Here is a 23,946-nt window from a genome sequence, read left to right on the forward strand (position 1 = left end):
TCCTGGACTTGGAACACTCACGGGGATGCGGCTGACGGTTAGAGTGAAAAAATCGATGTCGGGTTTGAATTGAGAATTTCGAATGAGCTGTGCTTACAGTCAGTCCTTTGCAGGCGCTAACCGCCAACCTCTTGCTCGGCAGGATTGCAGCGGAACCCAACGGTCACAAGTACCCGCTTCCTGGAGGTCCGGTGTCTCCCCATCTCGAAGGGACCTTCGTTTCCACTGACCAGACGCATCCAAGGTGGAAATGCAGGCGGGCGTCAATAGACCTGCCTCAAGACACCAACCCGAGCCCGAGGACGTGCACTCGCTCTCGAAACTTTCCCACATGTTCATTGCGAACCACCAAGGTTTTCGGTCCAGCGCGCAAGCACAGCGCGCTCGTTTCCTTGTGCGTGGCCACGCTGTCAGCGGTTTCGGTGTCGCGGCATTCGATCAGCACTGCGCCGGCGCCGGTCCTGAGTGCCTGGCCGTCTCGCGCGCAGCGAAGCAAAAACGATTCGACCAACTCCGGCAGCGGCAGATCGTCGTTATTTTCCAAAAATTGCCTGAGCAGCGCGATGTCGTGGCCCTTTTCGATGGCGGCCACGGCTTTTTGGCGGTCCAGATGCCAGATATCGTCCTGTATCGGTTCTGCCCAGAGTTCAAGCAACAGCGCGTCTTGTGCACTGAGGAATCCGCGCACCCGTTGGACCTGAAGGCTTGGCATCACCGAAATGGCCACATGGCTGGGTTGGGCCACCGGGTGGTAGGTGGCCTCCCGCCCCAGCAGGTAAGCCCCCAACGCAGTGATTCTGAAACTGTTCAATCCATCGTAACGGCTCAAAAAACGCAAGTCGTCGGCGCCCCACAGATCCCGAAAGTCACCATGCCCCTGAGCAGGGTCACCGTAGGAAACATCGACGATGCCCAGCGTGGCGGCATATTCAAACAAGACGGCAGCGATGAACCGATCTTGCAAAATGTTCCATCCATGGGAGCCGTCATACCCCAGGCTGCCGTATTGACGTTGGCACAGGTACAGCTTCCAGGGGTCATGGGCAACCACGAAAACGTGATCGGCTGCCCGCATGAACCGTGAAAAATCATCCAGCAGCACCCATCGTCCGGTCGGGCACGCCTGCAATGCCGCTTCGATCGCAGCGCGCCGTGGGGGCACGGCACTCATCACGCGCCCGGTGCCGCTTTGCCCCTTGATGGCATCGACCCGGCTGAATTCATCGAGCAGCGTGGTTTTGAGCCACTTGCGCCACAGCGTGCGCAGCACCTCTGCAGGAGGCGCGCTCAGGGCTTTGACGCCGCTCGGGCTCAGCGCCAGGCGCGTGCCGGTGCGCAGCGCCAAGCCGGACGCCTGGAGCAGCATCGGCCAGGCAAAGGCTTTGATCGGGCCAATCGGCTGGTCCCACTTGTCTTTTTTCTCCTCCACAGGGTAGAAGTCGCCGCCGACGAGTCTTTCGGCCAGCAGCTTGAGTGTGCTGCTCGCGGGCAGCGCCGTCTTCTCGCTGACGGTTAGGCGGGCCTGTTCAAGCGTGCGCAGCATGACCACCACTTCGTGCAAGGCTTCGCGCTCGGTCAGGCGCTCTGTCAGCCCTTCACCCGCTGGGGCAGTGTCGGAACTGCTTAATCGCACATCAGCGGGTTTGGGCACGAACGCAAGCAAGCTCGCCCGCAAGTCAAGCGGTACGAAATACACCCGCTCCTTGAACGCATAGTGGATGAACAATGCCAGGGCCGATTTTTTGTGGCTCGAATAGCGGGACGGCTGAGTCCCAGCCACTTCAAACGAGGGGTCACCCTGGTACTTGGCGCGAAAGCGCTGCGGCGAGAACTCTCCCTGCGGATGGTGAACGGCTTCGGCGACGGCGGCCGCCTGCAGGGTGTCGAGCTTCAACCAAATGGACTGCAACGTTGCGCCTTTCATCGCGTCGGCTATGTGCTCGATCAACTCGTCTTTGCGGCCGACGGCCTCGGCTTGCGGCACGTGGCGGATTAAATCCTTCAAGTCTGCAACGACTAAACTTTGCAGCGCTTCCTTGAGCGTGATGGGCATGGCTACGTCTTTTGGAGAACAGGTGATGAACAGCTCGTGGGACTGGCTTGGCGCCCCAGTGACACTGGCAAGCCGGTAGCTCACTGGCGGTCAGAGCGGTACCCTATTTTGTCAGGTGCCTGGCTAACTTGCGCAAAAAAAACCGTTGCCCAGAGGAATAGACAGGCGGTGCAGCAGCCGCTCAAGCCCATAGTTCCTCACCACGATGATCATGACGTGAGCCCCAGGAACCCCGCACGCCATGAAACGCCTACCCGAGCAGCCCGACCGGGAAAACCGCATCGCCTTCGAGATCGTCGTGGATGCCTACGACCAGGCGGAACGGGCCATGGGCTGGTACTGCTACCTTCAAGACCAAATGCAAGTGCCGCTCAAGGCGACGTGCCGGTCAGCTCGCTCGACGTCACCGCTGGAAGTCGGCGTCGAGGTCGAAGTCGTTGGCCTGGCAAGTGAAGACGACTGCATGTCCGAGATCTTCGTACTCGTCAGGTACGCAAAGTCCCGGCTTGCCGTGCCCCTCGAACAGCTTGCGTGTCACGCGCCAGACGAACAAACGTGCTAAGCCGTTGCCGATTGGCACTATGGGGTGGCACGTGGCCATGAATACTGACGGCGGACATGCTCACCGCCCCAATCTACTCACCAGCCAAAACCGATCCGCCCATGAATTTGAACGACGACAAATTCCTCGACGCGTGCCAGAACGTCGAAGCTGGCCTGAAAATACACTACGAGCGAAATCCAGCTCTCACGGATGAAAGATGCGCGTTCGCGCTTGACCAGGCCAAGATCGCGGTGAAACAGCGGTTTGGATGTGCAAGGAACGAGTCCTGCAAAGTGGGTCCGGACCAGCAGGGAATCATCGACGGGTGCGTCGAGCGTGCGGCAACGCGCGTGGACAACGCCAATGGGCCAACACACTACGTTGTATTGCAGTCTCAGGCGGTAGAGAGCACGATGGCCTTCCGTACCGCACATTCCTGTGCAGAGCCTGTAGGAGGTGCCCGATCATGCCAATGTTGATTCCTGAAGTGACCACGGACGTATTGCAGGCCTTTGCCGACGCGTGGAATCGCCACGATGTCGATGTCCTCATGTCGTTCATGACAGACGACTGCGTCTTCGAGTCCTCTGCTGGCGCTGATGTCTGCGGCACCCGGTACGTTGGCAGACAAGCCGTGCGAGCGGGCTTCGCAGAAGTCTGGGGGGTCTTTCCCGATGCCCACTGGGGCAATGTGCGCCATATTGTCCATGGAGACCGAGGCGTCTCCGAGTGGACGTTCACGGGAACACGTGCGGATGGAACCCGCGTTGAAGTTCATGGTTGTGATCTGTTCACCTTTCGCGACGGCAAGATCTTGCTGAAGGACTCTTACCGCAAGAACCGTCCACCCATTGAGAAGTCAACGCGATGACACCCAGCCCTTCGTTTTACCGGTCTTTCCTCAGCAGCCGGTGAACTTAAATGTTGAATGTCCGGTATCCGGAAATTTGAAGGTGAGCATCCAGTCTTTTGGCGACCGTCCATTGATCGTTAGAAATGCAGCGTGTGCTTCCGATCGTCAGTGTCGGCTTAACTAGCAACCCAATTGATTTGCAGTCAACGATCGTTCATGACCGGCTCTTGACGGCCCCGATAAGTTCGTTCGAATCGACACTGTGTGCGGTTGCCGAGCGGACAGTCGAGCTGTAGCAGTGACGCGCGCTTCGAGCGGACTCCTCGGAGTCAAAGAATGATGCGGTTCTACGGCGGCACAGCAGTACGCGCATTTCAACCTTAATAACTGACCTTACGCAGCAACCCGCCTGTTAGCCTACGAGCATGAAAAATTCTGAACTGGAGTTGTACACGGACTACTTGCTGAGCAGCTTTGGAGCGACGACAGCGACAGGGCTGTCAGCCATGGTGCAGGGCGATGTCAGCCATGAACGGATTACGCGGTTTTTATCCGGGCAGGACTACACGTCCAAGGACTTATGGCTGCAAGTCAAAACGATGGTGCGGCAAGTGCAAACCGCTGAAGGCGTGCTGATTTTTGACGACACCATCCAGGAGAAGGCCTGGACGGACGAGAGCGATTTGATCTGTTGGCATTACGACCATTGCAGCGGTCGCACGGTCAAAGGAATCAACCTGCTCAACGCCCTGTACCACTGCAACGGCAGGTCGATTCCAGTGGCCTTTGAGTTGGTGCAAAAGCCGCTCCAGTGCGACATGGCGAGCCGCCAGGTCAAGCGCAAAAGCGAGAAAACAAAAAATGAAATGATGCGCCAGATGATCCATGCGTGCCTGCAAAATGCCTTGCAATTTCGCTTCGTGCTGATGGACAGCTGGTTCTCCTCGGAGGAGAACTTTGATTTCATCACGAGCCGGGGCAAGCACTTCATCGCGGCCCTCAAGGACAACCGGCTGGTGGCGTTGAGCCAGGAGGACTGGAAGAAAAAGCGTTTCGTGCGCGTAGACGAGCTGGAATTTTCAGAGCAAAGCGCCGTGCAAGGCTGGCTCAAGGGGTCTGCCAGAGCAGTCCGTTTGGTCCGCCAAGTCTTTAAAAACCAGGACAACAGCACCGGCACATTGCATCTGGTTTGCAGTGACCTCACTTGCGACTATGACGTCATCACCACTACCTACAAAAAACGGTGGCAAGTGGAGGTGTTTCACAAATCCTTGAAGTCCAATGCGGGCATGGCCAAGTCGCCAACGCAGACGTTGAGAACCCAAAGCAACCACGTCTTCATGGCGATTTATGCCGTCTTCAAACTCGAATGCTTGAGTGTCAAAAGCAAGATAAACCCCTTTGCTTTACGGTTCAAACTTCTCATCAATGCCACCCGCAGTGCTTTTGACCAGCTTCAAAAATTTCAGGCTGCTGCGTAAGGTCAGCTTAATAATCCGGTTGATCTGCGCAATCCGCAGTAGACACGTCGTTGACGACGACACCCAGGCCGCAAAACGAAGTTGTCCAAGTTGTTCGCGTTTCTTGTGGATAACTTTGTTGATGAGGGGCCAAAAATCCGTCCAAACCAAGTCAGGGCGCGGCTTGCGCAAGGCTGCCTACATTTTACGCAGTGCTGCGGGGCAAGAAATGGTTGTTACTGCGTCAAGGGCATCCTTGACGGCAACGTAACACCCAAAGGGTTGGTGCTGTCCACTGCCCATCGCGGGAGTCGCTCCAGGGTGTGCAAGTCGCGCTTTTTATTGCCGGCCTCAGTGAGCTTTAGCGCCCGTTCGTTGGTGCGTCAAAAACATCGAGGAAATCGAACAACGAAGGCGCGCGCACCCCGGGCGCAGTACGATACGTGCTGCTACAACTTTAGAAAAACCCACCATGAATGAACTCGTCAAGCTCCGCCAGCAAATCGCCGAGATGGAAAAGCAGGCCGCGGATCTGCAGAAAAAGAACCGGCCCGCCGTGCTGGCCCAGTTGCGCGAGCAAATGGCCGCCTACGGCATCACGGCTGATGAACTGAGCCGTCCGGCGGCCAAAGCCACCAAGCCCAAGGCGACGCTGGCCAAGCCTGCGGCGAGCCCGACCAAGGGCAAGAAGCCCGTAGTGCATTCGCCCGCGAAATACCGCGGCCCCGAAGGCCAGGAGTGGAGCGGCCGGGGAACGGCGCCCAAGTGGCTCAATGATTTTCTGGCGGGCGGCAAAACCCGGGACGATTTACTGATCCGACAGGACACTGCAGCGTAGGGCACAGGGCAGGGCAGCAACAGCGTCATGACAGGCGGCTTGAATCGGGCCACCTTTGCATGCATGGCGTCAAGCTGCCCGCAGAAAAAAGCCTCAGCACATGGATGCGCTGAGGCTTTTGTCTTGGTTGCGCGGGCAAGATTTGAACTTACGACCTTTGGGTTATGAGCCCAACGAGCTACCAGGCTGCTCCACCGCGCGGAAATTTCGAAAGCGACTTTGCCTGAAAGGCTTGATCGCTGTTGTGCTTGTTATGCTGTTACTTCACAGTACAGGGCATTTGCAGGATACCTCCATTGTACGGCAGCACTGGGGTTGGTTTTTCATCGCCTGAAAACCCAACTTCAGCGATGACACCCGTGCCTTGATGGCCGCAGGCTAGATACCAGCACGGCAGCCAGCCAGCCAGCTAGCCAGCTAGCCAGGGCATGAAAGCTTACTCGGCTTGCACTGCAAGCTTGCTCCGAAAGCCTTGGTGAGCCTCACCAGAAATAACATCGGCAACTCAATGGCCCAGCCACCGGACTTGCCAAGCGAAAAGATCAGGCTGCTGCGCGCCAGCAAGTTCAGGGCAATTTGCGCGCGGATGAAAGCGCTGAACGTTCATGGACAGCTCGGTCGGTGTTGATGGTAAAACTGGATGCTGAATGATTTCGGCGGGACCGTGCGTTTCTACCGCTGGACACGCAGGTTGCGGGCAAGGAATGATGTTGCCCACGCGTCCTGAAGCATAATTTCAAGGGTGCGGGTGCCAAAGCATTCGCACAGAGTCAGGTGATCGGTCAGTTTCGCATGCGACGGCGCTACTTTTCGTGTGTGTTGTGCTTTCGGGACCCCATCGCTTTTGTTTTTGTGTTTTTCGAGGAGTCCCTTCATGGGCAACAAACTATACGTCGGCAACCTGCCTTACACGGTACGTGACGAAGACCTGCAGCAATCGTTTGGTCAATTCGGCGCGGTCACCAGCGCCAAAGTCATGATGGAGCGCGACACGGGTCGCTCCAAAGGCTTTGGCTTTGTTGAAATGGCCAGTGATGCTGAAGCACAAGCGGCCATCAACGGCATGAACGGTCAGCCTCTGGGCGGGCGCAGCATTACCGTGAACGAAGCCCGTCCGATGGAGGCACGGCCTCCACGCACCGGCGGTTTCGGCGGTGGTGGCGGCGGTGATCGTTCTGGCGGAGGCGGTTATGGTGGCGGTGATCGCTCTGGCGGTGGCGGCGGCTATGGCGGCGGCCGTTCGGGTGGGGGCGGCTACGGCGGTGGAGATCGTTCTGGCGGCGGTGGCTACGGTGGTGGTGGTGGTGGTGGTCGCGGCGGCTACTAAGCACGGCCCACCCGGTCAACGGCAAAGATGGCGTTTGACACCAGCTGCCCTGGCCTTGCGCTGAGCACAGCATAAAAGGCTTCCAAACTTCGGTTTGGAAGCCTTTTTACCTTGAAGGGCCTGTGCAGGTTGGCGCCCACACAAAATTGACCCCCCTATTGTCGATTTCTGTTTCACCCATCCTGCAAGCCGCAATCCCCGCTCAGCGCAAGCATTCCAGTCTATGAAAGCGAAAACAGCCAGCATGGATCACACCTTCATTGACGGCGACCCGCGTACCATGCGTCTGGCCCCCCGCCCAACAAGCTTCAACCACGACAAAGTGCCTTCCTCATGGACAACTCTTCCTCCTCCTCTTACACGCCGCCCAGGGTTTGGTCTGGCATCAAGGATAACGGTGGCCGCTTCGCCAGCATCAATCGGCCGACCGCGGGCCCGACCCATGACAAGGAGCTGCCGGTCGGGCGCCACCCGCTGCAGCTGTATTCGCTGGGCACGCCCAACGGCGTCAAGGTGACGGTGATGTTAGAGGAACTGCTGGCCGCGGGGCACACGGGCGCCGAGTACGACGCCTGGCTGATCCGGATCCAGGACGGTGACCAGTTCGGCAGCGGTTTCGTCTCGGTCAATCCAAACTCCAAGATCCCGGCGCTGGTGGACCGCAGCGGACCGACGCCGGTCAGGGTGTTTGAGTCCGGCGCGATCCTGATGTATCTGGCCGAGAAGTTCGGCGCCTTTCTTCCTCTAGATGGCCCCAAGCGCGCCGAATGCCTGTCGTGGCTGTTCTGGCAGATGGGCAGTGCGCCTTTTCTGGGCGGGGGTTTCGGTCATTTCTACGCGTACGCGCCAACAAAAATAGAATACGCGATTGATCGGTACGCGATGGAGGTCAAGCGCCAGCTTGACGTGCTCGACCGTCGCCTCGCCGAGAGTCCCTATCTGGCGGGGGACGAGTACACCGTCGCCGACATGGCGGTGTGACCCTGGTACGGCACGCTGGTCAAGGGGCATCTGTACGAAGCAGGTGAATTCATGCAGGTTCAGGCGTACACCCATGTGCTGCGCTGGACAAACCAGATTGCCCAGCGTCCGGCCGTGCAGCGCGGCCGCATGGTCAACCGCACCATGGGCGCGCTGTCAAACCAGTTGCACGAGCGCCACGATGCCGGCGACTTCGACACCAAGACCCAGGACAAGCTGGCTGCGCCGTTTTGAGGCTCAGCTGCACGTCCAGTCCAATCCTCTACGCGGAACACAACCATGATCACCCTGTACGACTGCGCCAGCGCGCCCAGCCCGCGCCGCGCCCGCATTTTTCTCGCCGAAAAGGGCGTTGCCCATGAAACGGTCCAGGTGGACCTGAGGAATTCCGAGCAATTGAGCAGCGCCTACCAAAACATCAATCCGCAGTGCACGGTCCCAGCGCTGCGCACTGAAGAGGGGACTGTGCTGACCGACAACGCGGCGATCACGGCCTACCTGGAGGCGCGTTACACGGAGCCGCCGCTACTGGGCACCACCCCGCACGAAAAGGCAGAAATCGCCAGCTGGAACTGGCGCATCGAGTTCGAAGGACTGCTGGCCGTCGCCGAAGCACTGCGCAACAGCGCGCCGGCCATGGCCAACCGGGCGCTGCCCGGGCAGGTAGATTACCCGCAAATTCCCGAACTGGCACGACGGGGCTTGGCCAGGGTGCAGCAGTTCTTTGTCATGCTCGACGAGCGCTTGGCTGAGCGCGACTTCATCGCTACCGACCGTTTCAGCGTGGCCGACATCACTGCGGTGGTGGCCCTTGACTTTGCACGTGTTGTGAGAATCAAGCCCGGTGAACAGCACCCGCACCTGCAACGCTGGCGAGCGGCAATGGCCCAGCGGCCGTCGATGTCTGTCTAGAGGTGATTGCCCAGGTGAGCAGCGTAATGATTTGTGGCCCGCGGCACCAGGCCTTGCCTTTATGGCACGCTCGCGCTAAATTGAACGATCCAAACGCTGCAAATTGCAAGCAGCCTGGCGCCGAACCATTGACCGTTATGGTGCCCGCGTCAAGGCAGCATAAAAACTCCTGACGGACGCAAAACACATGAAACATCTGGAGCACAGCCCGGTCAAGGCGGAACTGGACCGTCTCACCATGAAGTTCTTCCATGCTGTCTCTTTCGAGCCCGGCGAAGCGCCTTCGTACACGAGCATTGCGGCCTTGTTCATCGAACGCGGCTTGCTCATCAAGAACGTCGGCTCTGCACCCGAGATCTCATCAGTTCGAGAGTTCATTGCGCCACGTGAGGTGCTGGTGAGCTCGGGCACGCTCACGCGGTTTCATGAGGCCGAGATTTCGGAATCCACCTTGATATTCGGTAACGTGGCGCATCGATTCAGTGCCTACGCGAAATCCGGCACATTGAACGCAAAGCCGTTCGAAGCCCGAGGGATGATCACCACGCAGTTTGTCAACACGCCTGAGGGCTGGAAGATGAGTGCCATGGCGTGGGACGACGAGAGGCCCGGTCTTTCCATCGACAAGGCGACCGAGCATTCAAGTTGAACTCAGAGGTTGCCAGTGGATTGAACATAATTGCCTGTGGTACCAAAACTCCCAACGGCGACATTCCACGATGCGGGTTATGTTAAGCTAATAATGATAAAACTCAACAATATGTTAAGACTAACATGACTCCAATCGCGCCATGCGGCGCGGCGTGCTCATCGGCCTGAGCGGCAATGCAAAGCGGCTCAGGGAGAGCTAAGCGGACGAGAGCACTGCACGGGCAACTGCGCAGGCCGAATGGCAGTGTCTGCAGGGAGGCGCCGCCACCTTCGAGCTGACTCTGGCCCGGGCCGACCCTCTACTGGAGCCGCAAACCCCCGTGCGCGTCACTGGTTTCAAATCAGAAATCGATTCAGAAGAATGGCTCTACATCACCGCCACCCACAGCCTGGGCGATGGCGGGTTCACTACGCGGATCGAGTGTAAGAACTAAAGCACGGATAGCAGCCACAGCGGCAAAATGCAGAACTCGGACAACGAATAAAACTTAGCAATAGAGAGTTTCTCAATCCCTGACCTATAGTGTTTGTAGCCCCTGCATTGAACTAGAGCGACATAAAGACAAGTAATATGCCCGTTACGCCTATAGCTCATTTAGAGGTAGAGCCAATGCGATACCCGCCCGCATCTGGTCAAAAGTGCAAATTTCGTGCAAATGAAATGCATGTTCATAGCTGAAATTGCATAAAAAAAGGGGCACATGGCCCATTTTCCATTGAATCAAAAAATTACTCTGATGATTTTTGTTTTCCACGGACCATGGAAAAGATTCCGGTAATGGCACCACCAATAACAGCCCAAATCATCCATACATGCATAGAGTAACGGACCCGGACTGCTCCTGGCTCATCGCCAGCTTTAAGCTTTTCATAGTAAAGCTCAATCGAGTCAGCATGAAGAGCGTCCAACTCGCGTTCGCTGAAAGCCTTAGAACAAATTGAACTCAAAAAGTTATGCAACCTATATCCTGGTGCAATCTCAAGTTTTGACGCCTTTTCTGTCAAAAAGACTACCTGCTGATACTCCTCGAACTTAGTTACAACAGCACGAGCAAAATTGAAAAATGCTTTGGCTGTAGTGACTGCGGTCCTAGAAAACACCGTGTCAGAGTGCGTTATGTGAACCCTATACGTAGTTCTTTTAATTTCAAAAACTATAGTCGCTGATTCTTTCTCATCTTTAGCCATAAACCAATGCTCCATTTATACCTTGTTCATATGCTGTCATTGCAGCTTCGTAAGCAAGGTAAACACGCTGTCCGGCTCCAGTAATTTTGTATAGACGACGGGGAACGGAGCGATCAGAATTTTGTGCCAATTCTTCTCGACGTGATTCAACAAACCCCTTGTCTTGCAAGCGGCCCAGAATTACGTAGACAGAGCCCATTTTCAAAGCACCATCTGCTGCCTTCACCATCGCTAATCCGTACAACTCGGAGCCGGCAGCAGACACGAGTTGTTGAAGCACTATTGCTTCGGTTCTAGTAATGTTCATAGTTTAATAAAATTAAGTTTTAGTTTAGTTTAAGTTTTAATTTAATTTAATTTAATTTAATTTAATTTAATTTAATTTAATTTTTATCATACGTCTTACGACACCTGACAGCACAATCATAGCTTATTTTTGTAAGATAGCTTACAGCGCTTAATAACTATTTTAATAACATGGTTAAATGAGGCTTGCCAGATGATCAACGTGCAAGGTTTGCCATGTTGTTGTCGCCGACCGAAAGTTTGGTCTTCAGCACTTTGATATTGGTGGCGAATTCGCTGGGCTGGGTGCAGGATGCCAGTGTTGGCGGGTGGCGCAGCTATTTGACAGCCTAACCACCTGACGCTGATAAAACCAATATCAGGAGGTGTGCGATGTCGCTGCAAGCAAGGCCTGTCTACGTGATGCCCGAAAGCACAGCCCAGGTGGCGCGGTCGATATTCCCTAACGCAAGCCCTGTCATGCGCATGCTCGACGAATTGCACATGATTTCGCCGACCTGTACCCAGCGCATGGCCAACCCGCTGAGGCGCCAGTGAGACTGGCGCTGGCAACGCTGCTGCAGTTCATGGAAGGACTGACCGACCGTCAGGCCGCGCACGCTATGCGTACCGGCATCGATTGGAAATACCTGTTGTGCCTGGAGCTTGGCGACGCGGGCTTCGACCATACGGTGTTGAGTGAGTTCCGCTCGAGACTGCTCGACCATGGCGCCGAGCGGCGGCTATTCGACGCCGTGCTGGCGCTGGCCAGGACGCGTGACGTGCTCAAGGCCGGCGGCGGCCAGCGTAGCGACTCTACCCATGTGCTGGGTGCCATGCGCGTGATGTCCAGACTCAAATGTGTTGCCCGGACGTTGCGCCACGCCCTCGACGATCTGGCCACGTTCGCTCCCGAGTGGCTGCTGGCACACATGAGACCCGAGTGGGTTGACCGTTATAGCCTGCAAGCTGAGGAGTTCCGGATGCCCAGGAGCGTTGCCGGCCGTCAGGTCTGGGCTGGCTAGAATAGGTAGCGATGGAATGAGCCTGCTCCAGGCGATTGAGGCTGACGTCTAGATCCTTCACCTACAGCACATAATGGAAACACCATTAGGAAGATCGCACCCCTGGTGGCCTTTCGCAATGCCTACAAAGGTAAGGTCGAAGGAGAAAAACGCGGCCGTAAGCCCTACACCTCGGCCTACAGCGGCTGGGCAGCCATCTGCGCGATGAGCGAGGGCAACCCTCGTTGGTTGATCGGCATCATCAACGCCATCATGTCTAATCTGTCTCGCGAAAAATTGATACTACCAATCTCAGTGGTGGTACAGCAGGGGCAACTGACCGGGCTTTCACAAGCCTTCGCTGAAATACTGAGGGCAGCCGCGACGGGGCAATTGCGCGGCATGGGTACAACCGCGCCTGTATACGAAACACTCGAAAAGATCGGGCAGTATTTTCACAATAGATTGGTGCGTGATCAGTTTGTTGAGGATCCCCCGATGTCGTTTGTAGTTGACAACGCCGTTGACCAGAACACAGAGAACGCGTTAAGAATCGCTGTTAATCATGGAGCATTAGTTTGCTATGAAACCCCTGATAGCCTAGGAGGTTACGCCTCACTCAAGGGAAAGCGCTTCCGACTTGCCTATTTACTTGCGCCGGAGTTTAAGTTACCGCTTCGAAAGTCGAAGGCCGTTGACCTGAGCACGGTTCTCAGTGTGCGAAACGCTACGCCAGCATTACCGCGGGCCCCATCTACATCCACAACACCACCAATTCAAGGAGAGTTGCCGTGGGCGTAGCCATTTCCGCCTTAAATCAAGTCGTGCTCGACACGACGCCGACGCTGGAGAACGTCGGTGGCGTCCCCGATATTGCCATTCTCAGCTCGGGCGTAAAGCGCCGGCACACTTACTTCTCGAGGACTTTCGAGAAAATTCCCGGTATTGTGAGGATTACCTGCGCTACACAGCATCCAGCTGTTGGCTCCTTCTCCACGGCACCGATGTCCAATAAGAGCACGCTTATGCAGCAACTGCTCGCGGCCGCAAAGGATGTCAGGGGGGCAAATAAGCCACTGAAGATCATGATCGATGTTTCGTGCCTCCCGAGACCATTTATCGCAGAGGTGTTCGCATGCTTGACCATCATTGCTCAGACGCGTGATGTCGAACTCCATGTTGCCTACAGCCTAGCCACGTATGGGCCGTCACCGCTTGTTTGGGCGGTGCCGAACCGCACCATTTGCCCGGTACATCCAACCTTCTCAGGTTGGACCTCCGAGGGGGCTAGCGCGCCCCTGGATATCGTAGTCGGTCTCGGTTACGAACGTGGCAAAGCGCTTGGAGCCGTGGAATACTTGGAGCCTCGCCATCGTTGGATTTGCGTACCGCAATCACCCGAAGCCGCTTACCTGGCGGAAGTCAGGCGCCACAACAAGAACCTGATTGACAATAGCAAAGAGCGCGTTGCTTACTATCAAGTCCTCTCTCCAGTCGATACATACTTTTCGCTGCGATCCTTAGTTGAAGGCATAGCCCGCGGCGCCAGGCCAGTATTGTTGCCCTTCGGGCCGAAGCTGTTCTTTGCCGTAAATCTTCTGGTAGCAATGACCGTTGAGGAGGCTGCTGTATGGCATGTCACGGGCGAAAGCGACGAGTACAGCGAGCGAAGCCCATCTCGCCACTCCACGATCCTGAGTTGTTTGATTAGTCAGCCTCAATCAACGCTAACATGATTCATCTTCACTTCGATACCATCCAACGACCGCCGCTTTTGCGGACCGACATATTTTAATTTACCGTCCTTGACCAACCGGGCGCTGGCGCGCTCCACGGCGCTGAGCGATTTTTGGATTTCGGCTGCGACTTCGACCATCGTCATAGTCGGGTTGGCCGACAGGCACCGCAGGATTTCTGCCGGCGTTTTGCCGTCACTTTAACCGGCGTTTTCACCAACGCGCCTACCGGCGTTTTGGGCGTCTCAACCGCCTCGGGATACGCAAACTCAACCCAAAACTCCGCGCTGTCGCATTCAAACCGTGGTGCAGGAGTGCCTTGCGTAAGCAGCCAGCGAACACAGGTTGGGGTCACTTCAGGAAACGGATCACAGCGTACGTTAAGCCTGCGAGGATGCCGGAATCCAGCGGTACATAGTCCACGCTGAAAAACTCGCAAGCTCTTGATCTGTCTGGGGAATTTACGGATTGTTGACGGCTGAATTTGCAAGAAAATGAATGCCATCCATTTGATTTCTTGCAAATTTCGACGAGGTTTTCCATGGAACCCAGAACCCACGCAGCGCAAACGGACGAGCTTGCCCGCCCCCGCCTGGACGAGCAACTCAAGATGAGCCATCCGCTGATCAGGCTCACAAATCTGATGAATTGGGAGCAGATCGAGCGCAGTTTGGGCGCGCACTTCGCTTCAAACCGAGGGCGCCCCGCATTGCGTCCTCGCCTGGTCGCCGGACTGCTGTATCTGCAGCATGCCAATGACGCTTCGGACGAAGCGGTGGTGGCCACTTGGCTGGAGAACCCCTATTGGCAATACTTTTGCGGTGAGACCTATTTGCAAACCGAGCTGCCCATTGACCCATCCAGCTTGAGCCGCTGGCGAAAGCGCATTGGTGAAGAAGGCGTGGAGACTTTGCTGGCCGTCACCATCGAAGCGGCCCGCGCAGCGGGCTTGATCAAGAAAAGCAGCCTGGACAAAGTCATTGTCGATACCACCGTGATGCCCAAAGCGATAGCGCATCCCACCGACAGCCGGCTGCTGGAGAAAAGCCGCCAGCATCTGGTCAGTCTCGCTGATGAACACCATCTGGAACTGCGCCAGAATTACAACCGGCAGGCGCCCCGCATGGCCGCACAGGTCGGCCGCTATGCTCATGCAAAGCAGTTCAAGCGCATGCGCAAAGCCCTCAAGGCGCTGCGAATCAGGGTGGCCCGCGTGCACCGCGAAGTCACTCGCAAGATCGCTCAGCTGCCAGAGCGTGCACAGGCCCAAGCGAAGAACCTGCTGCAGCGCGTGGGCCGCATCCTGACGCAAAAAACCAGGGACAAGAACAAACTGTATGCGCTGCACGCGCCCGAGGTCGAATGTATTTCCAAGGGAAAGGCCAGGACGCCCTACGAGTTCGGCGTCAAAGTGACGATTGCCACTACGCTTAAGGAGGGCCTGGTGCTCGGGATGCGCAGCATGCCAGGTAATCCGTACGACGGGCACACGCTGGGCGAAGCCCTCGAGCAGGTCGAAATCCTTGCCGATAAAAGGCCCGGTATTGCCATTGTGGACAAGGGCTACCGGGGCGTGCAGGTCCAGGGGGTACAGATCCTTCGATCAGGACAGCGCCGGGGCATCACCCGAACGATGAAGGCGATGATCAAGCGGCGCAGTGCCATCGAGCCGACCATTGGGCACATGAAAACGGAGGGCCGACTGGCCCGAAATCCGCTCAAAGGTGCTTTGGGTGACGCATTGCATGCCGTGCTGTGCGGCGCGGGCCACAACATCCGGCTAATGATCAAGAAGCTGCTTGTTTCTCCTGTCGCGTCGTAAAACTGAATTTTTCAGCGCCGACTACATAGTTGGCACGGACACGCCCAGGTTCTTGGCCACGTCGCGCGGCGGCACGCCGCTGGCCAGCAGCTTCCTGGCTGATTCGATTTTGCTGTCGGTCATTTTCCGCTTGCGCCCGCCCTTGCGGCCCAGCTGGCGGGCGGCTTCCAGCCCTGCACGGGTACGCTCTCCCGTCAGTTCCCTCTCCATCTCGGCCAGGCTGGCCATGACATGAAAGAAGAATCGGCCCGAGGGTGTTGCTGTATCGATGGCATCGGTCAGGCTCTTGAAATGCACGCCCTGCTGGTGCAACTGGCCGACCAGGTCCGTTGTGGCCCGCGCCGCACAGCACAGCACGGCGTGCAAGGCGCCAAGGCCCGGGCATACGCGACGACAGCCGCCGCTGAGGTGGGGTGCAGCCGCAGTGCCTGCTGAATAATTCAGCAGGTCAGTGCAACACCCTGAACATTTTGAATCGGCGCTTCGCCCTTTGCCGAACCCGAATTGCCCACGCAAGGAGAATCGTTACTTCAGCCTGCTTTTCACGCTGGCGCATTGTCCCCAAGCGCCGTGAAGTTCCTGATCTTGACCGAGCCATCGGGAAAGCGGGCGATGACATCGAGCTGCCCGCCCATCGCTTCAATGTGACTGCGCAGGGTCGAGAGATACATGTCCGTGCGCTTTTCCAGCTTGGCAATAGACGGCTGCTGGACGTGAAGCACCTCGGCCAGCATCTTTTGCGACAGCCCGCGCGCCTGGCGCAACTCGTTGAGTGGCATCTCGGCGAGCATGGCCTGCGCTTTTGACTCGGCACGCGCCTGCGCCGCTGGGGACATCTGCGAACGCAGTTGTGAGAATTTATTGGCCATTGATCAGTCCTTCCTTTCGAAGCTGCTCCAGGTGGTCGTTGTAAAGCTCGTCGGCAATAGGAACATGCACGTCATACCACCGGTCGTCTCCAGTCTTGTCGCCGCCGATCAACAAGATGGCCGCACGCCGGGGATCAAATGCGTAAAGGGTCCGAAACGGCCGGCCGTCATGCTGCGTGCGCAACTCGCGCATATGGCTGTGCTTCGAGCCGTTGATTCCGGAACTGTGCGGAAAGCCCAAATTCGGGCCACGCGCTTCAAGCAACCGCACGGACGCATCAAGCGATTCCTGCTCATCTTCGCTCAAGCTCGCCCACCATTGGCCGAACTCATCCGTGTACTCAATATCCCAACTCATCGACAAATTATAGCTTCCATGGAATATTCCACCAAGAGAATATTCTTGGCACAGACTGCCTCTGTCAATTTGACGATAACAAGTGTGCTTTCAAAAGGATATGGCTTTCCGATCCGCAGTAGCACTTGACCGTGGCCAATGTGAGGCCCAATGCGCGGCATTTTTACCAAGGCAGCGTTGACCCAGTGCCAATCCCTGCATACGTGGTGGCCGAACATGGCTGCCAGATTTACGACGTGCGCACCACCCTTGTCGCCCGGGAGCGCTTCAGGAAAAATCAATGGCTGCCATATGTGACGTCACGCGCGCTTGCAAGGTTAGGCTTTACTTCAAAGTCATTGACAGCCGAATTGTCGCCGCCACCAGCTGTGGGTTTGCTCGGATGTCCTCGTTCCAGAACCTCAACACCTTCCACCCCAGGAAATTGAGAATTTCCGTTTTTCGCTGGTCTAAAAATTTCCATTTCTTCAGCTTGTGAGTGTTGCCGTCCACCTCGATTGCCAGCAGGTGCTCGGGTGAGGCTAAATCCACTTTGTAGCAGTTTGGCACGCACGGAAAATGACCGCGGGCCGGCCGCGTTGCAATGGCATGCTCCATCGGCAAATTCAAAATATCCGCGAGCGTTTGCTGTTCCGGCGTTATTTTTGGATTCCCGCCGCGCGAAAGAAACGTCTTGCCTTGCATCGATGCCTTCACCTTCATCACTGTTTCGGGGTTGTGCATTGGATTGTTGGCCTTCATCCGAAGTGACGTTGCTGGTGACTTCGGTCTGGGCCCGATGCGATGCGGGCCGATCGTCCTGTTAAAGCGGTCGATAACGCCAGGCTGAGCGTTGCGCCATGTCGCTGCACACCGGTGTCCACAAAAAAATCGCTTGTCGTTGTTAACTTTTCCGACTGTCTGGAACGAGAACACCGCCATGCACTGCTGACACTGCTTGGTGATAGTTTTGCATGCCGAACAAACACTGTTGACGCCGACCAATGGGATGGACGCCCCCACCTAAGCGGCATCGCAATGTGCCAAAGTGGGGGTGTTTACCAACCCACTTGAACAGACAGGAGCGTCCGACATGAAGGTTACAACATTGGGCATCGATCTGGCAAAGAACGTGTTCCAGGTCCACGGCATTGATCAGCACGGCAAGGTGATGTTGAAGAAGCAACTCAAGCGAGCTCAGATGGCGCCGTTCTTCATCAACCTGCCGCCGTGCCTGGTCGGCATTGAGGCATGCGGCAGTGCGCATCACTGGGCGCGCAAACTGCAGACAATGGGTCACACCGTGCGCTTGATGGCTCCGCAGTTCGTCAAACCTTACGTCAAGACAAACAAGAACGACGCGGCCGATGCTGAGGCGATCTGCGAAGCTGTGGGGCGCCCAAACATGCGCTTTGTGCCTATCAAAAATGTCGAGCAACAGGCCGTTCTCGCACTTCACCGGGTGAGGCAGGGGTTCGTGAAGGCTCGCACGGCGCAGGGCAATCAGATACGGGGCCTTCTCGCCGAATTCGGAATCATCATCCCACAAGGCATCAACAACATTGGTTCGCGCGTTCCAGAACTGATCGAGGATGCCGGCAACGAGTTGCCGGGCGCGTTTCGCGTACTTGTCCAGCGCTTGCTGGACCACCTCAAAGAACTCGATCGCCAAGTCGATGAACTTGAAGCGCAGATTCAGGCCTGGCACCGCAACAGTGATCTCAGCACCAAGATCGCTCAGGTGCCTGGTATCGGGCCGATTAGCGCCAGTGCCCTGGTCGCTTCCATTGGAGACGCGAAGAATTTCGACAATGGGCGCCAACTTGCCGCGTGGCTGGGGCTCGTGCCCAAGCAGCACTCCACTGGCGGAAAGTCTAATTTGCTGAGTATCAGCAAGCGAGGGGATACCTATCTTCGAACGCTTCTGATACACGGTGCTCGATCGGTGATCTATCACGCCGCAAAGAAACCTGAGTCTTGCAGCTGGGTCAGTGCAGTGGTGAACCGACGGAACAAGAATGTCGCGGCCGTAGCCTTAGCAAACAAAAATGCGCGAATCGTCTGGGCGTTGTTGGCCCATGATCGGCGCTACGAGACCGGCTACACACGGGTGGTCGAGGCGACCTGACCAGAATCAGAACGCAACACGACAACAACGAGACAGGAAAAACAAACCAACGATTGCTCAGGCGATCATGAAGTGATGGCAAGACAGGTCAGACCGTGGTTGGCAAAGCCCGAAATTTTCGAAGCACACAAAGTGCGCCCGACCGATAGAGGCGTCAACCAGCGAATCCCATCAGATGGCATGGTCGTCCCACCTACACGTTGCTGTTGAAGTGAGGCAATAACCCCCTGGAGGGTGGTACCTCGCAGTAACAGCATCAAAGTGCCAAAGTGATGTTTCGACGAAACCACTTAACTTTTGGAGGCTGCGCCATGCAATCTACCGCACAACTGCCAGTCATTGGAATGGATATTGCCAAAAATGTTTTTCAGCTCCATATCGTGGATGCCGAGACAGGGGAGATACAGCGACGCCAGCTCAAGCGCGCCAAGGTAGCAGAGTTCTTCTCCAACCGCCAACCGTCCCTGGTGGCGATTGAAGCTTGCGGCGGAGCCCACCACTGGGCACGCACCCTGCAAGGCATGGGTCATCAGGTCAAACTGCTGCCGGCCAAGCATGTGCGCGCCTTTGTGCTGCGCGACAAGACCGACGCCCTTGATGCGCAGGCCATTTGGGTGGCGGCCCAGCAACCGCACATCCGGGAGGTGCCCGTTAAAAGCGAGCAGCAGCAAGCCTGCCTGAGCCTGCACCGCATACGAGCCCAGTTGATGAAGATGCGCATCATGCAGACCAACGCCCTGCGTGGCTTGCTCTACGAGTTCGGCATGGTGCTGCCTGAGGGACACAAGAAATTGCTGCAATCCATCCAGGGCGAACTGGCTAAAGCCCAGCAGGACAACCGCTTGTGCGACGTGGTGGTGTTGAGCGTGCAGGAGCAGCTGAAGCGAATCGATGCGATGCAAGATGACATCGACCGGCTTGATAAGCGGCTGGCTGCCATGGTCAGGCAAAACCAGCACATGCTGGCCGTGCAGGCGATTCCAGGCATAGGTCCGTTGACGGCAACGGCATTGATAGCCACCGTTGCGGACGTGTCGACATTCAAGAGCGGGCGGCAGTTTGCCGCCTGGCTGGGCTTGACGCCGCGGCAAGTGGGCACGGGTGGCAAGACGCAACAATTGGGGATTTCCAAGCGGGGCGATACCTACTTGCGCAGCTTGCTGGTCAACGGGGCAAGAGCCGTCGTCGGTCGAAGCGCGCACAACAGCTGGCTCGAACGATTGTTGCAGCGACGCCACTTCAACGTGGTGGTTGCGGCGCTGGCCAACAAGATGGCACGCACGGCCTGGGCGGTCCTGGCCAAAGGCAAAGCCTTTGACTCACTCAAGTGGAATCCGACCGAGGCTGCCGCGACCTGAAATCTAAAGCCAAGTCTGGATCAGTTGATTACGAAATACTAATTTTTTGAAGGAGAGCCTGCACCAAGCGATGTGATGGGTCACAGGTCAAACCGGGGCGGGGGCATTCCGAACTATCCCTTGGGCAATAAGCCCGACCATCAGATAGGAACCCCGCCCGCGAATGCCATCAGGGCCAGCAGGAAATCAAGCCTGCACAAACAGGCCGAATGTAAGACTGCAAGCCCTTTGAAACTTCACGCCGCCCAATCTTGCTTTCCTTGGGACGACCATGTAAGGGACAGCGGCGAAAGCCGCATTCAAAGTCCGAATGTACGGGTGCAATCTTTACCTTCTATCCGTCATGAATTGAAAGCCTGGCAAATTCGGGGGCGTCCATGTACGAAAACTGACCCACTTATAGAGGTTGGGGGTGCGGCGGAAAACTTGGACTACTTTGGAGGTAGTTCATGTACTCATACGAAGACCGAATTCGAGCCGTCAAGCTTTATATAAAACTCGGCAAACGCACTGGAGCGACGATTCGCAAGCTGGGGTACCCGACCAAGAACGCGCTCAAGAGCTGGCATCGAGAATACGAACAAGGCTGCGATTTGCCGGCCGGCTATGTTCGTTCGAGACCCAAGTATTCAGACGAGCAGAAAAAAGTGGCCGTCGAGCACTACCTCAACCATGACCGCTGCCTTGCTGGAACCCTGAGGGCGCTGGGATATCCGGAGCGCGAAACGCTCGCAGCCTGGGTCGATGCGCTTTACCCCGAAACGAGGAAACGCGTTGTCGGCAAAGCGAGAAGCGTACCGCGCCCTCCAGAGCTCAAGCAGGCGGCAGTCATTGAGTTGTGCACCCGACAGACAAGTGCGCGGGAAATTGCTCAAAAGCTCGCCGTGAGCAGGGGGGCGCTGTACAAATGGAAAAACCAACTCCTGGGTCCTGAGGCGCCCGCATCTATGAAACCCAACAACGATTCACCGCCAGATCCTGAGCGGGCAGAACTGGAGCGGCAAGTCCAATCGCTTCAACGCGACATCCGCAAATTGCAGCTTTAGCACGACCTCTTGAAGAAGGCCAATGAACTGCTAAAAAACGCCCATCGTGGCTTTGCCCCGTCCCTATGGCAAGAAACACGGGGATGCCTACACTGATCGGTGCCGGATCGTGGCCGTTAGCTTTTTGGAGGCATTCGACCCCGTCAAAAAACGTGGCCCTTGGGGATCTTGCGGACCCAGCTGTGGTGGCGCTTCGTGCGACCCCGTTTAGGAAAATGATTTGAACCGCTCCCCTGTCTGGCACTACTTACAGGAGGTTGCCATGTCCAAGAAGGGTAAATCGGTCGGGTTGCCGATCGTCAACGTCAGAGCCGCCGGCATCGACATCGGCTCTCGTATTCAAGTGGCGGCGGTGCCGCCGGAGCTGAGTGACGAGCCGGTGCAGACATTCCAGAGCTTCACCGCCGACATCGAGCGCATGGCCGACTGGCTGATCTCGGTGGGCATCACCACCGTGGCGATGGAGTCGACCGGTGTGTATTGGATTCCGGTGTACGAGATTCTGGAGGATCGAGGCCTGGCGGTCGTGCTGGCCAACGCGCGTGACTGCAAGGCGGTTCCCGGTCGCAAGAGCGATGTCAACGATGCCCAGTGGTTGCAACGGCTCCATGCCTGCGGACTGCTGCGCGCCAGTTTCCGCCCGGCGCGCGACATCGCCGCCCTACGGATGTACATGCGGATTCGAGATCGTCACCTGGACTACGCAGCAGCCCATATGCAGCACATGCAGAAGGCGATGACGCACATGAACCTGCAACTTCATCATGTGCTCAGCGACATCAGCGGCGTGACTGGCCTGAAGATCATCCGCGCTATCGTTGATGGCGAACGAGATCCCGACGCTTTGGCAGCCATGCGTGACGTTCGCTGTCGTGAGAATTTGCAGACTATCCGCGCTGCGCTGGTCGGCAACTACCAGCCGGAGCACGTGTTCGCGCTGGCACAAGCCCTTGCGCTGTTCGATGCCTATCAGGAGCGGATTGCCGACTGCGATGTGCAGATCGAGCGTGTCCTGCAAATGCTGAATGCTGACAAGCCCAAGCCGCGGGAGCCGCTGCCGGCGCCTCGAACCAAGACAAAGCAGGCCAACGCACCCAGGTTCGATGTGCGTTCACTGCTCCACCAACTCACCGGCACCGATCTGACCTTGATCCATGGCATCGGTTCCAGCGTCGCGCTGAGCCTGATTGCCGAATGCGGCACCGATCTGAGCCGGTGGCCCACCGAGAAGCACTTCACGTCATGGCTGTGCTTGTCGCCGGGCTGCAAGATCAGCGGTGGCAAGGTACTGTCCTCGCATACCCGCAAGACCAATAACCGCGTGGCGTCACGCCTGCGAATGGCGGCCGTCACGGTCGGTCGCACGGAGACGGCCTTGGGTGCGTTCTACCGACGCCTGGCCGCCCGGATCGGCAAGGCCAAAGCGGTGACGGCGACGGCTCGCAAGATCGCAATACTGTTCTATCGCGCGATCCGGTTCGGCTTGAACTACGACGATCCTGGTGCCGATCAATACGAGCAGCGATACCGCGAGCGCGTGGTCAAGCAGCTCCAGCGCCGTGCTGCGCACTTCGGGTTCTCCTTGCAGCCGACGGAGGCTGGTGTTTCTTAGGAAAGGCCTGGGCGTCGACCTGCCGCTCCTGAGCAACCAGGAGAAGACCCGGCTGGTTGACGCCCTGAGAGACACCTACACGTTGCCAGAACTCTTTGACGCGCTAGGCTTTGCCCGCAGCTCGTACTTTTATCATCGAGCCCGGCTACGGCTCGCCGACAAGTATGCCGATGCGCGTGTTGCCATCACAGATGCCTTCGAACGCAATCATCGCTGCTACGGCTATCGACGGATGCGGGCGGCATTGGGCCGGCAAAAGTTCAGCCTCTCGGAGAAAGTCGTGCGGCGTTTGATGAGGCAGGAATGCCTGGTCGTTGCCACTAACAAGCGGCGTAAGTACGGCTCCTACCTGGGAGAAATCAGCCCGGCCCCGGACAATCTCATCAACCGCGACTTCCAGGCGGCTGCCCCGAATGAGAAGTGGCTTACCGACATCACAGAGTTCCAGATCGCTGCTGGCAAGGTGTATTTATCGCCCATGATCGACTGCTTCGATGGGCTGGTTGTCAGCTGGACCATCGCCACGCGTCCAGACGCCGCTCTTGTGAACACCATGTTGGATGCGGCCATCGAGAAGGTAGCCAACAGCAACGAGCGGCCCGTCGTCCACTCCGATCGTGGTGGGCACTATCGTTGGCCTGGATGGCTCTCGCGAATGCACAATGCAAAGCTGATTCGCTCGATGTCACGCAAAGGGTGCTCGCCCGACAATGCGGCCTGTGAGGGCTTCTTCGGGCGGCTGAAAACCGAGCTGTTCTACCCGCGGGACTGGCAAGCCACAACCCTTGAGCAGTTCATTCAGGCAGTTGACGCCTACATCCGCTGGTATAACGAAAAGCGCATCAAGATCTCCCTTGGCTTCCTCAGTCCCCTTGAATACCGGGAAAGCCTCGGGCTTACGGCATAAACCAGTCCAAGTTTTTGTCCGCACCCCCAGCTGGT

Annotated in this window: 20 protein-coding genes, 1 tRNA gene and 6 pseudogenes; 17 read left to right on the plus strand and 10 right to left on the minus strand. The window is 57.1% G+C overall.

The window, feature by feature from the left end; genetic code table 11:
• Positions 1-277 precede the first annotated feature (277 nt).
• Positions 278-2,053, minus strand: a complete 1,776-nt coding sequence (locus EC86_RS0120775; RefSeq protein ID WP_232229991.1) for a hypothetical protein — start codon at positions 2,051-2,053, stop codon at positions 278-280.
• A gap of 241 nt (positions 2,054-2,294) precedes the next feature.
• On the opposite strand from EC86_RS0120775, the gene EC86_RS26390 reads away from it, so the two are divergent.
• Complete coding sequence (locus tag EC86_RS26390; RefSeq protein ID WP_051676208.1) at positions 2,295-2,615, plus strand: calcium-binding protein; 321 nt, start codon at positions 2,295-2,297, stop codon at positions 2,613-2,615.
• A 77-nt stretch (positions 2,616-2,692) separates the two neighbouring features.
• On the opposite strand, the gene EC86_RS29045 is transcribed toward EC86_RS26390, so the two are convergent.
• Positions 2,693-3,031, minus strand: coding sequence for a hypothetical protein (locus tag EC86_RS29045; RefSeq protein ID WP_156955421.1), 339 nt, complete (start codon positions 3,029-3,031; stop codon positions 2,693-2,695).
• Between the two features lie 32 nt (positions 3,032-3,063).
• On the opposite strand from EC86_RS29045, the gene EC86_RS0120790 reads away from it, so the two are divergent.
• The 3 genes from EC86_RS0120790 to EC86_RS0120805 all read left to right on the plus strand — a co-directional run bounded on the left by EC86_RS0120790 (position 3,064) and on the right by EC86_RS0120805 (position 5,748).
• Positions 3,064-3,468, plus strand: a complete 405-nt coding sequence (locus EC86_RS0120790) for a nuclear transport factor 2 family protein (protein ID WP_029527806.1) — start codon at positions 3,064-3,066, stop codon at positions 3,466-3,468.
• A 407-nt stretch (positions 3,469-3,875) separates the two neighbouring features.
• Complete coding sequence (locus tag EC86_RS0120800) at positions 3,876-4,931, plus strand: IS701 family transposase (protein ID WP_029527807.1); 1,056 nt, start codon at positions 3,876-3,878, stop codon at positions 4,929-4,931.
• A gap of 451 nt (positions 4,932-5,382) precedes the next feature.
• Entirely contained in the window at positions 5,383-5,748 is a 366-nt protein-coding gene (locus tag EC86_RS0120805; protein ID WP_029527808.1) for an H-NS histone family protein, read from the plus strand.
• A 124-nt stretch (positions 5,749-5,872) separates the two neighbouring features.
• Here the strand turns inward: EC86_RS0120805 and EC86_RS0120810 are convergent.
• A tRNA-Met gene (locus EC86_RS0120810) sits at positions 5,873-5,949 on the minus strand.
• 673 nt (positions 5,950-6,622) lie between these two features.
• Here EC86_RS0120810 and EC86_RS0120820 point away from each other — a divergent pair.
• The 4 genes and pseudogenes from EC86_RS0120820 (at position 6,623) to EC86_RS0120835 (ending at position 9,617) form a co-directional block, all read left to right on the plus strand.
• Positions 6,623-7,075 carry an RNA recognition motif domain-containing protein gene (locus EC86_RS0120820; protein WP_029527809.1) on the plus strand — a complete coding sequence of 151 codons (453 nt, stop codon included), beginning with the start codon at positions 6,623-6,625 and terminating at the stop codon, positions 7,073-7,075.
• 333 nt (positions 7,076-7,408) lie between these two features.
• Positions 7,409-8,290, plus strand: a pseudogene (gene yghU, locus EC86_RS26395) (glutathione-dependent disulfide-bond oxidoreductase).
• Between the two features lie 45 nt (positions 8,291-8,335).
• On the plus strand, positions 8,336-8,968 hold the full coding sequence (locus EC86_RS0120830) for a glutathione S-transferase family protein (RefSeq protein WP_029527810.1): 633 nt from the start codon (positions 8,336-8,338) through the stop codon (positions 8,966-8,968).
• Between the two features lie 187 nt (positions 8,969-9,155).
• Positions 9,156-9,617, plus strand: coding sequence for a hypothetical protein (locus EC86_RS0120835; protein WP_029527811.1), 462 nt, complete (start codon positions 9,156-9,158; stop codon positions 9,615-9,617).
• A 731-nt stretch (positions 9,618-10,348) separates the two neighbouring features.
• Here EC86_RS0120835 and EC86_RS29050 read toward each other — a convergent pair.
• Both EC86_RS29050 and EC86_RS27965 read right to left on the minus strand, forming a co-directional pair.
• Positions 10,349-10,807, minus strand: a complete 459-nt coding sequence (locus EC86_RS29050; RefSeq protein ID WP_156955422.1) for a hypothetical protein — start codon at positions 10,805-10,807, stop codon at positions 10,349-10,351.
• Positions 10,800-11,114, minus strand: coding sequence for a PadR family transcriptional regulator (locus tag EC86_RS27965; protein WP_084181633.1), 315 nt, complete (start codon positions 11,112-11,114; stop codon positions 10,800-10,802). The genes EC86_RS29050 and EC86_RS27965 overlap by 8 nt, the downstream gene beginning before the upstream one ends.
• A gap of 371 nt (positions 11,115-11,485) precedes the next feature.
• Between EC86_RS27965 and EC86_RS26400 the strand changes: the two are divergent.
• From EC86_RS26400 to EC86_RS0120865, 3 genes and pseudogenes are all read left to right on the plus strand, one after another.
• A pseudogene (locus tag EC86_RS26400) lies at positions 11,486-12,145 on the plus strand (transposase); the annotation flags it as partial.
• Between the two features lie 50 nt (positions 12,146-12,195).
• Positions 12,196-12,897, plus strand: a pseudogene (locus EC86_RS0120860) (ORC-CDC6 family AAA ATPase); the annotation flags it as partial.
• Positions 12,888-13,832, plus strand: coding sequence for a hypothetical protein (locus tag EC86_RS0120865; protein ID WP_029527814.1), 945 nt, complete (start codon positions 12,888-12,890; stop codon positions 13,830-13,832). The pseudogene EC86_RS0120860 and the gene EC86_RS0120865, both read left to right, overlap by 10 nt.
• On the opposite strand, the gene EC86_RS27970 is transcribed toward EC86_RS0120865, so the two are convergent.
• Positions 13,814-14,008, minus strand: coding sequence for a winged helix-turn-helix domain-containing protein (locus tag EC86_RS27970; RefSeq protein ID WP_332258702.1), 195 nt, complete (start codon positions 14,006-14,008; stop codon positions 13,814-13,816). The two genes, EC86_RS0120865 and EC86_RS27970, sit on opposite strands and share 19 nt — an antisense overlap.
• Before the next feature lie 365 nt (positions 14,009-14,373).
• Between EC86_RS27970 and EC86_RS0120875 the strand changes: the two genes are divergently transcribed.
• The gene (locus EC86_RS0120875; RefSeq protein WP_029527815.1) at positions 14,374-15,654 is read left to right on the plus strand and encodes an IS5 family transposase; all 1,281 of its coding nucleotides are present in this window, start codon (positions 14,374-14,376) and stop codon (positions 15,652-15,654) included.
• A gap of 21 nt (positions 15,655-15,675) precedes the next feature.
• On the opposite strand, the pseudogene EC86_RS0120880 reads toward EC86_RS0120875, so the two are convergent.
• The 4 genes and pseudogenes from EC86_RS0120880 to EC86_RS26405 all read right to left on the minus strand — a co-directional run.
• Positions 15,676-15,984: pseudogene (locus EC86_RS0120880) on the minus strand (recombinase family protein); the annotation flags it as partial.
• A 212-nt stretch (positions 15,985-16,196) separates the two neighbouring features.
• On the minus strand, positions 16,197-16,523 hold the full coding sequence (locus tag EC86_RS0120885) for an XRE family transcriptional regulator (RefSeq protein WP_029527817.1): 327 nt from the start codon (positions 16,521-16,523) through the stop codon (positions 16,197-16,199).
• Complete coding sequence (locus EC86_RS0120890) at positions 16,513-16,881, minus strand: type II toxin-antitoxin system RelE/ParE family toxin (protein ID WP_029527818.1); 369 nt, start codon at positions 16,879-16,881, stop codon at positions 16,513-16,515. Before EC86_RS0120890 ends, EC86_RS0120885 begins: the two co-directional genes overlap by 11 nt.
• Positions 16,882-17,205: 324 nt before the next feature.
• The gene (locus EC86_RS26405) at positions 17,206-17,622 is read right to left on the minus strand and encodes an endonuclease domain-containing protein (RefSeq protein ID WP_036773717.1); all 417 of its coding nucleotides are present in this window, start codon (positions 17,620-17,622) and stop codon (positions 17,206-17,208) included.
• A 331-nt stretch (positions 17,623-17,953) separates the two neighbouring features.
• On the opposite strand from EC86_RS26405, the gene EC86_RS0120900 reads away from it, so the two are divergent.
• The 5 genes and pseudogenes from EC86_RS0120900 to EC86_RS0120920 all read left to right on the plus strand — a co-directional run.
• Entirely contained in the window at positions 17,954-18,988 is a 1,035-nt protein-coding gene (locus EC86_RS0120900) for an IS110 family RNA-guided transposase (RefSeq protein WP_029527820.1), read from the plus strand.
• A 311-nt stretch (positions 18,989-19,299) separates the two neighbouring features.
• Positions 19,300-20,346, plus strand: a complete 1,047-nt coding sequence (locus tag EC86_RS0120905) for an IS110 family RNA-guided transposase (RefSeq protein ID WP_029527821.1) — start codon at positions 19,300-19,302, stop codon at positions 20,344-20,346.
• Between the two features lie 449 nt (positions 20,347-20,795).
• A pseudogene (locus EC86_RS26410) lies at positions 20,796-21,389 on the plus strand (transposase); the annotation flags it as partial.
• Positions 21,390-21,654: 265 nt separating this feature from the next.
• Complete coding sequence (locus tag EC86_RS0120915) at positions 21,655-23,004, plus strand: IS110 family RNA-guided transposase (protein ID WP_029527822.1); 1,350 nt, start codon at positions 21,655-21,657, stop codon at positions 23,002-23,004.
• Positions 23,000-23,911 (plus strand): annotated as a pseudogene (locus EC86_RS0120920) (IS3 family transposase); the annotation flags it as partial. The gene EC86_RS0120915 and the pseudogene EC86_RS0120920, both read left to right, overlap by 5 nt.
• Between the last annotated feature and the right edge of the window lie 35 nt (positions 23,912-23,946).

Source organism: Polaromonas glacialis (genome assembly GCF_000709345.1).
Classification (GTDB): Bacteria; Pseudomonadota; Gammaproteobacteria; order Burkholderiales; family Burkholderiaceae_C; genus Polaromonas; species Polaromonas glacialis.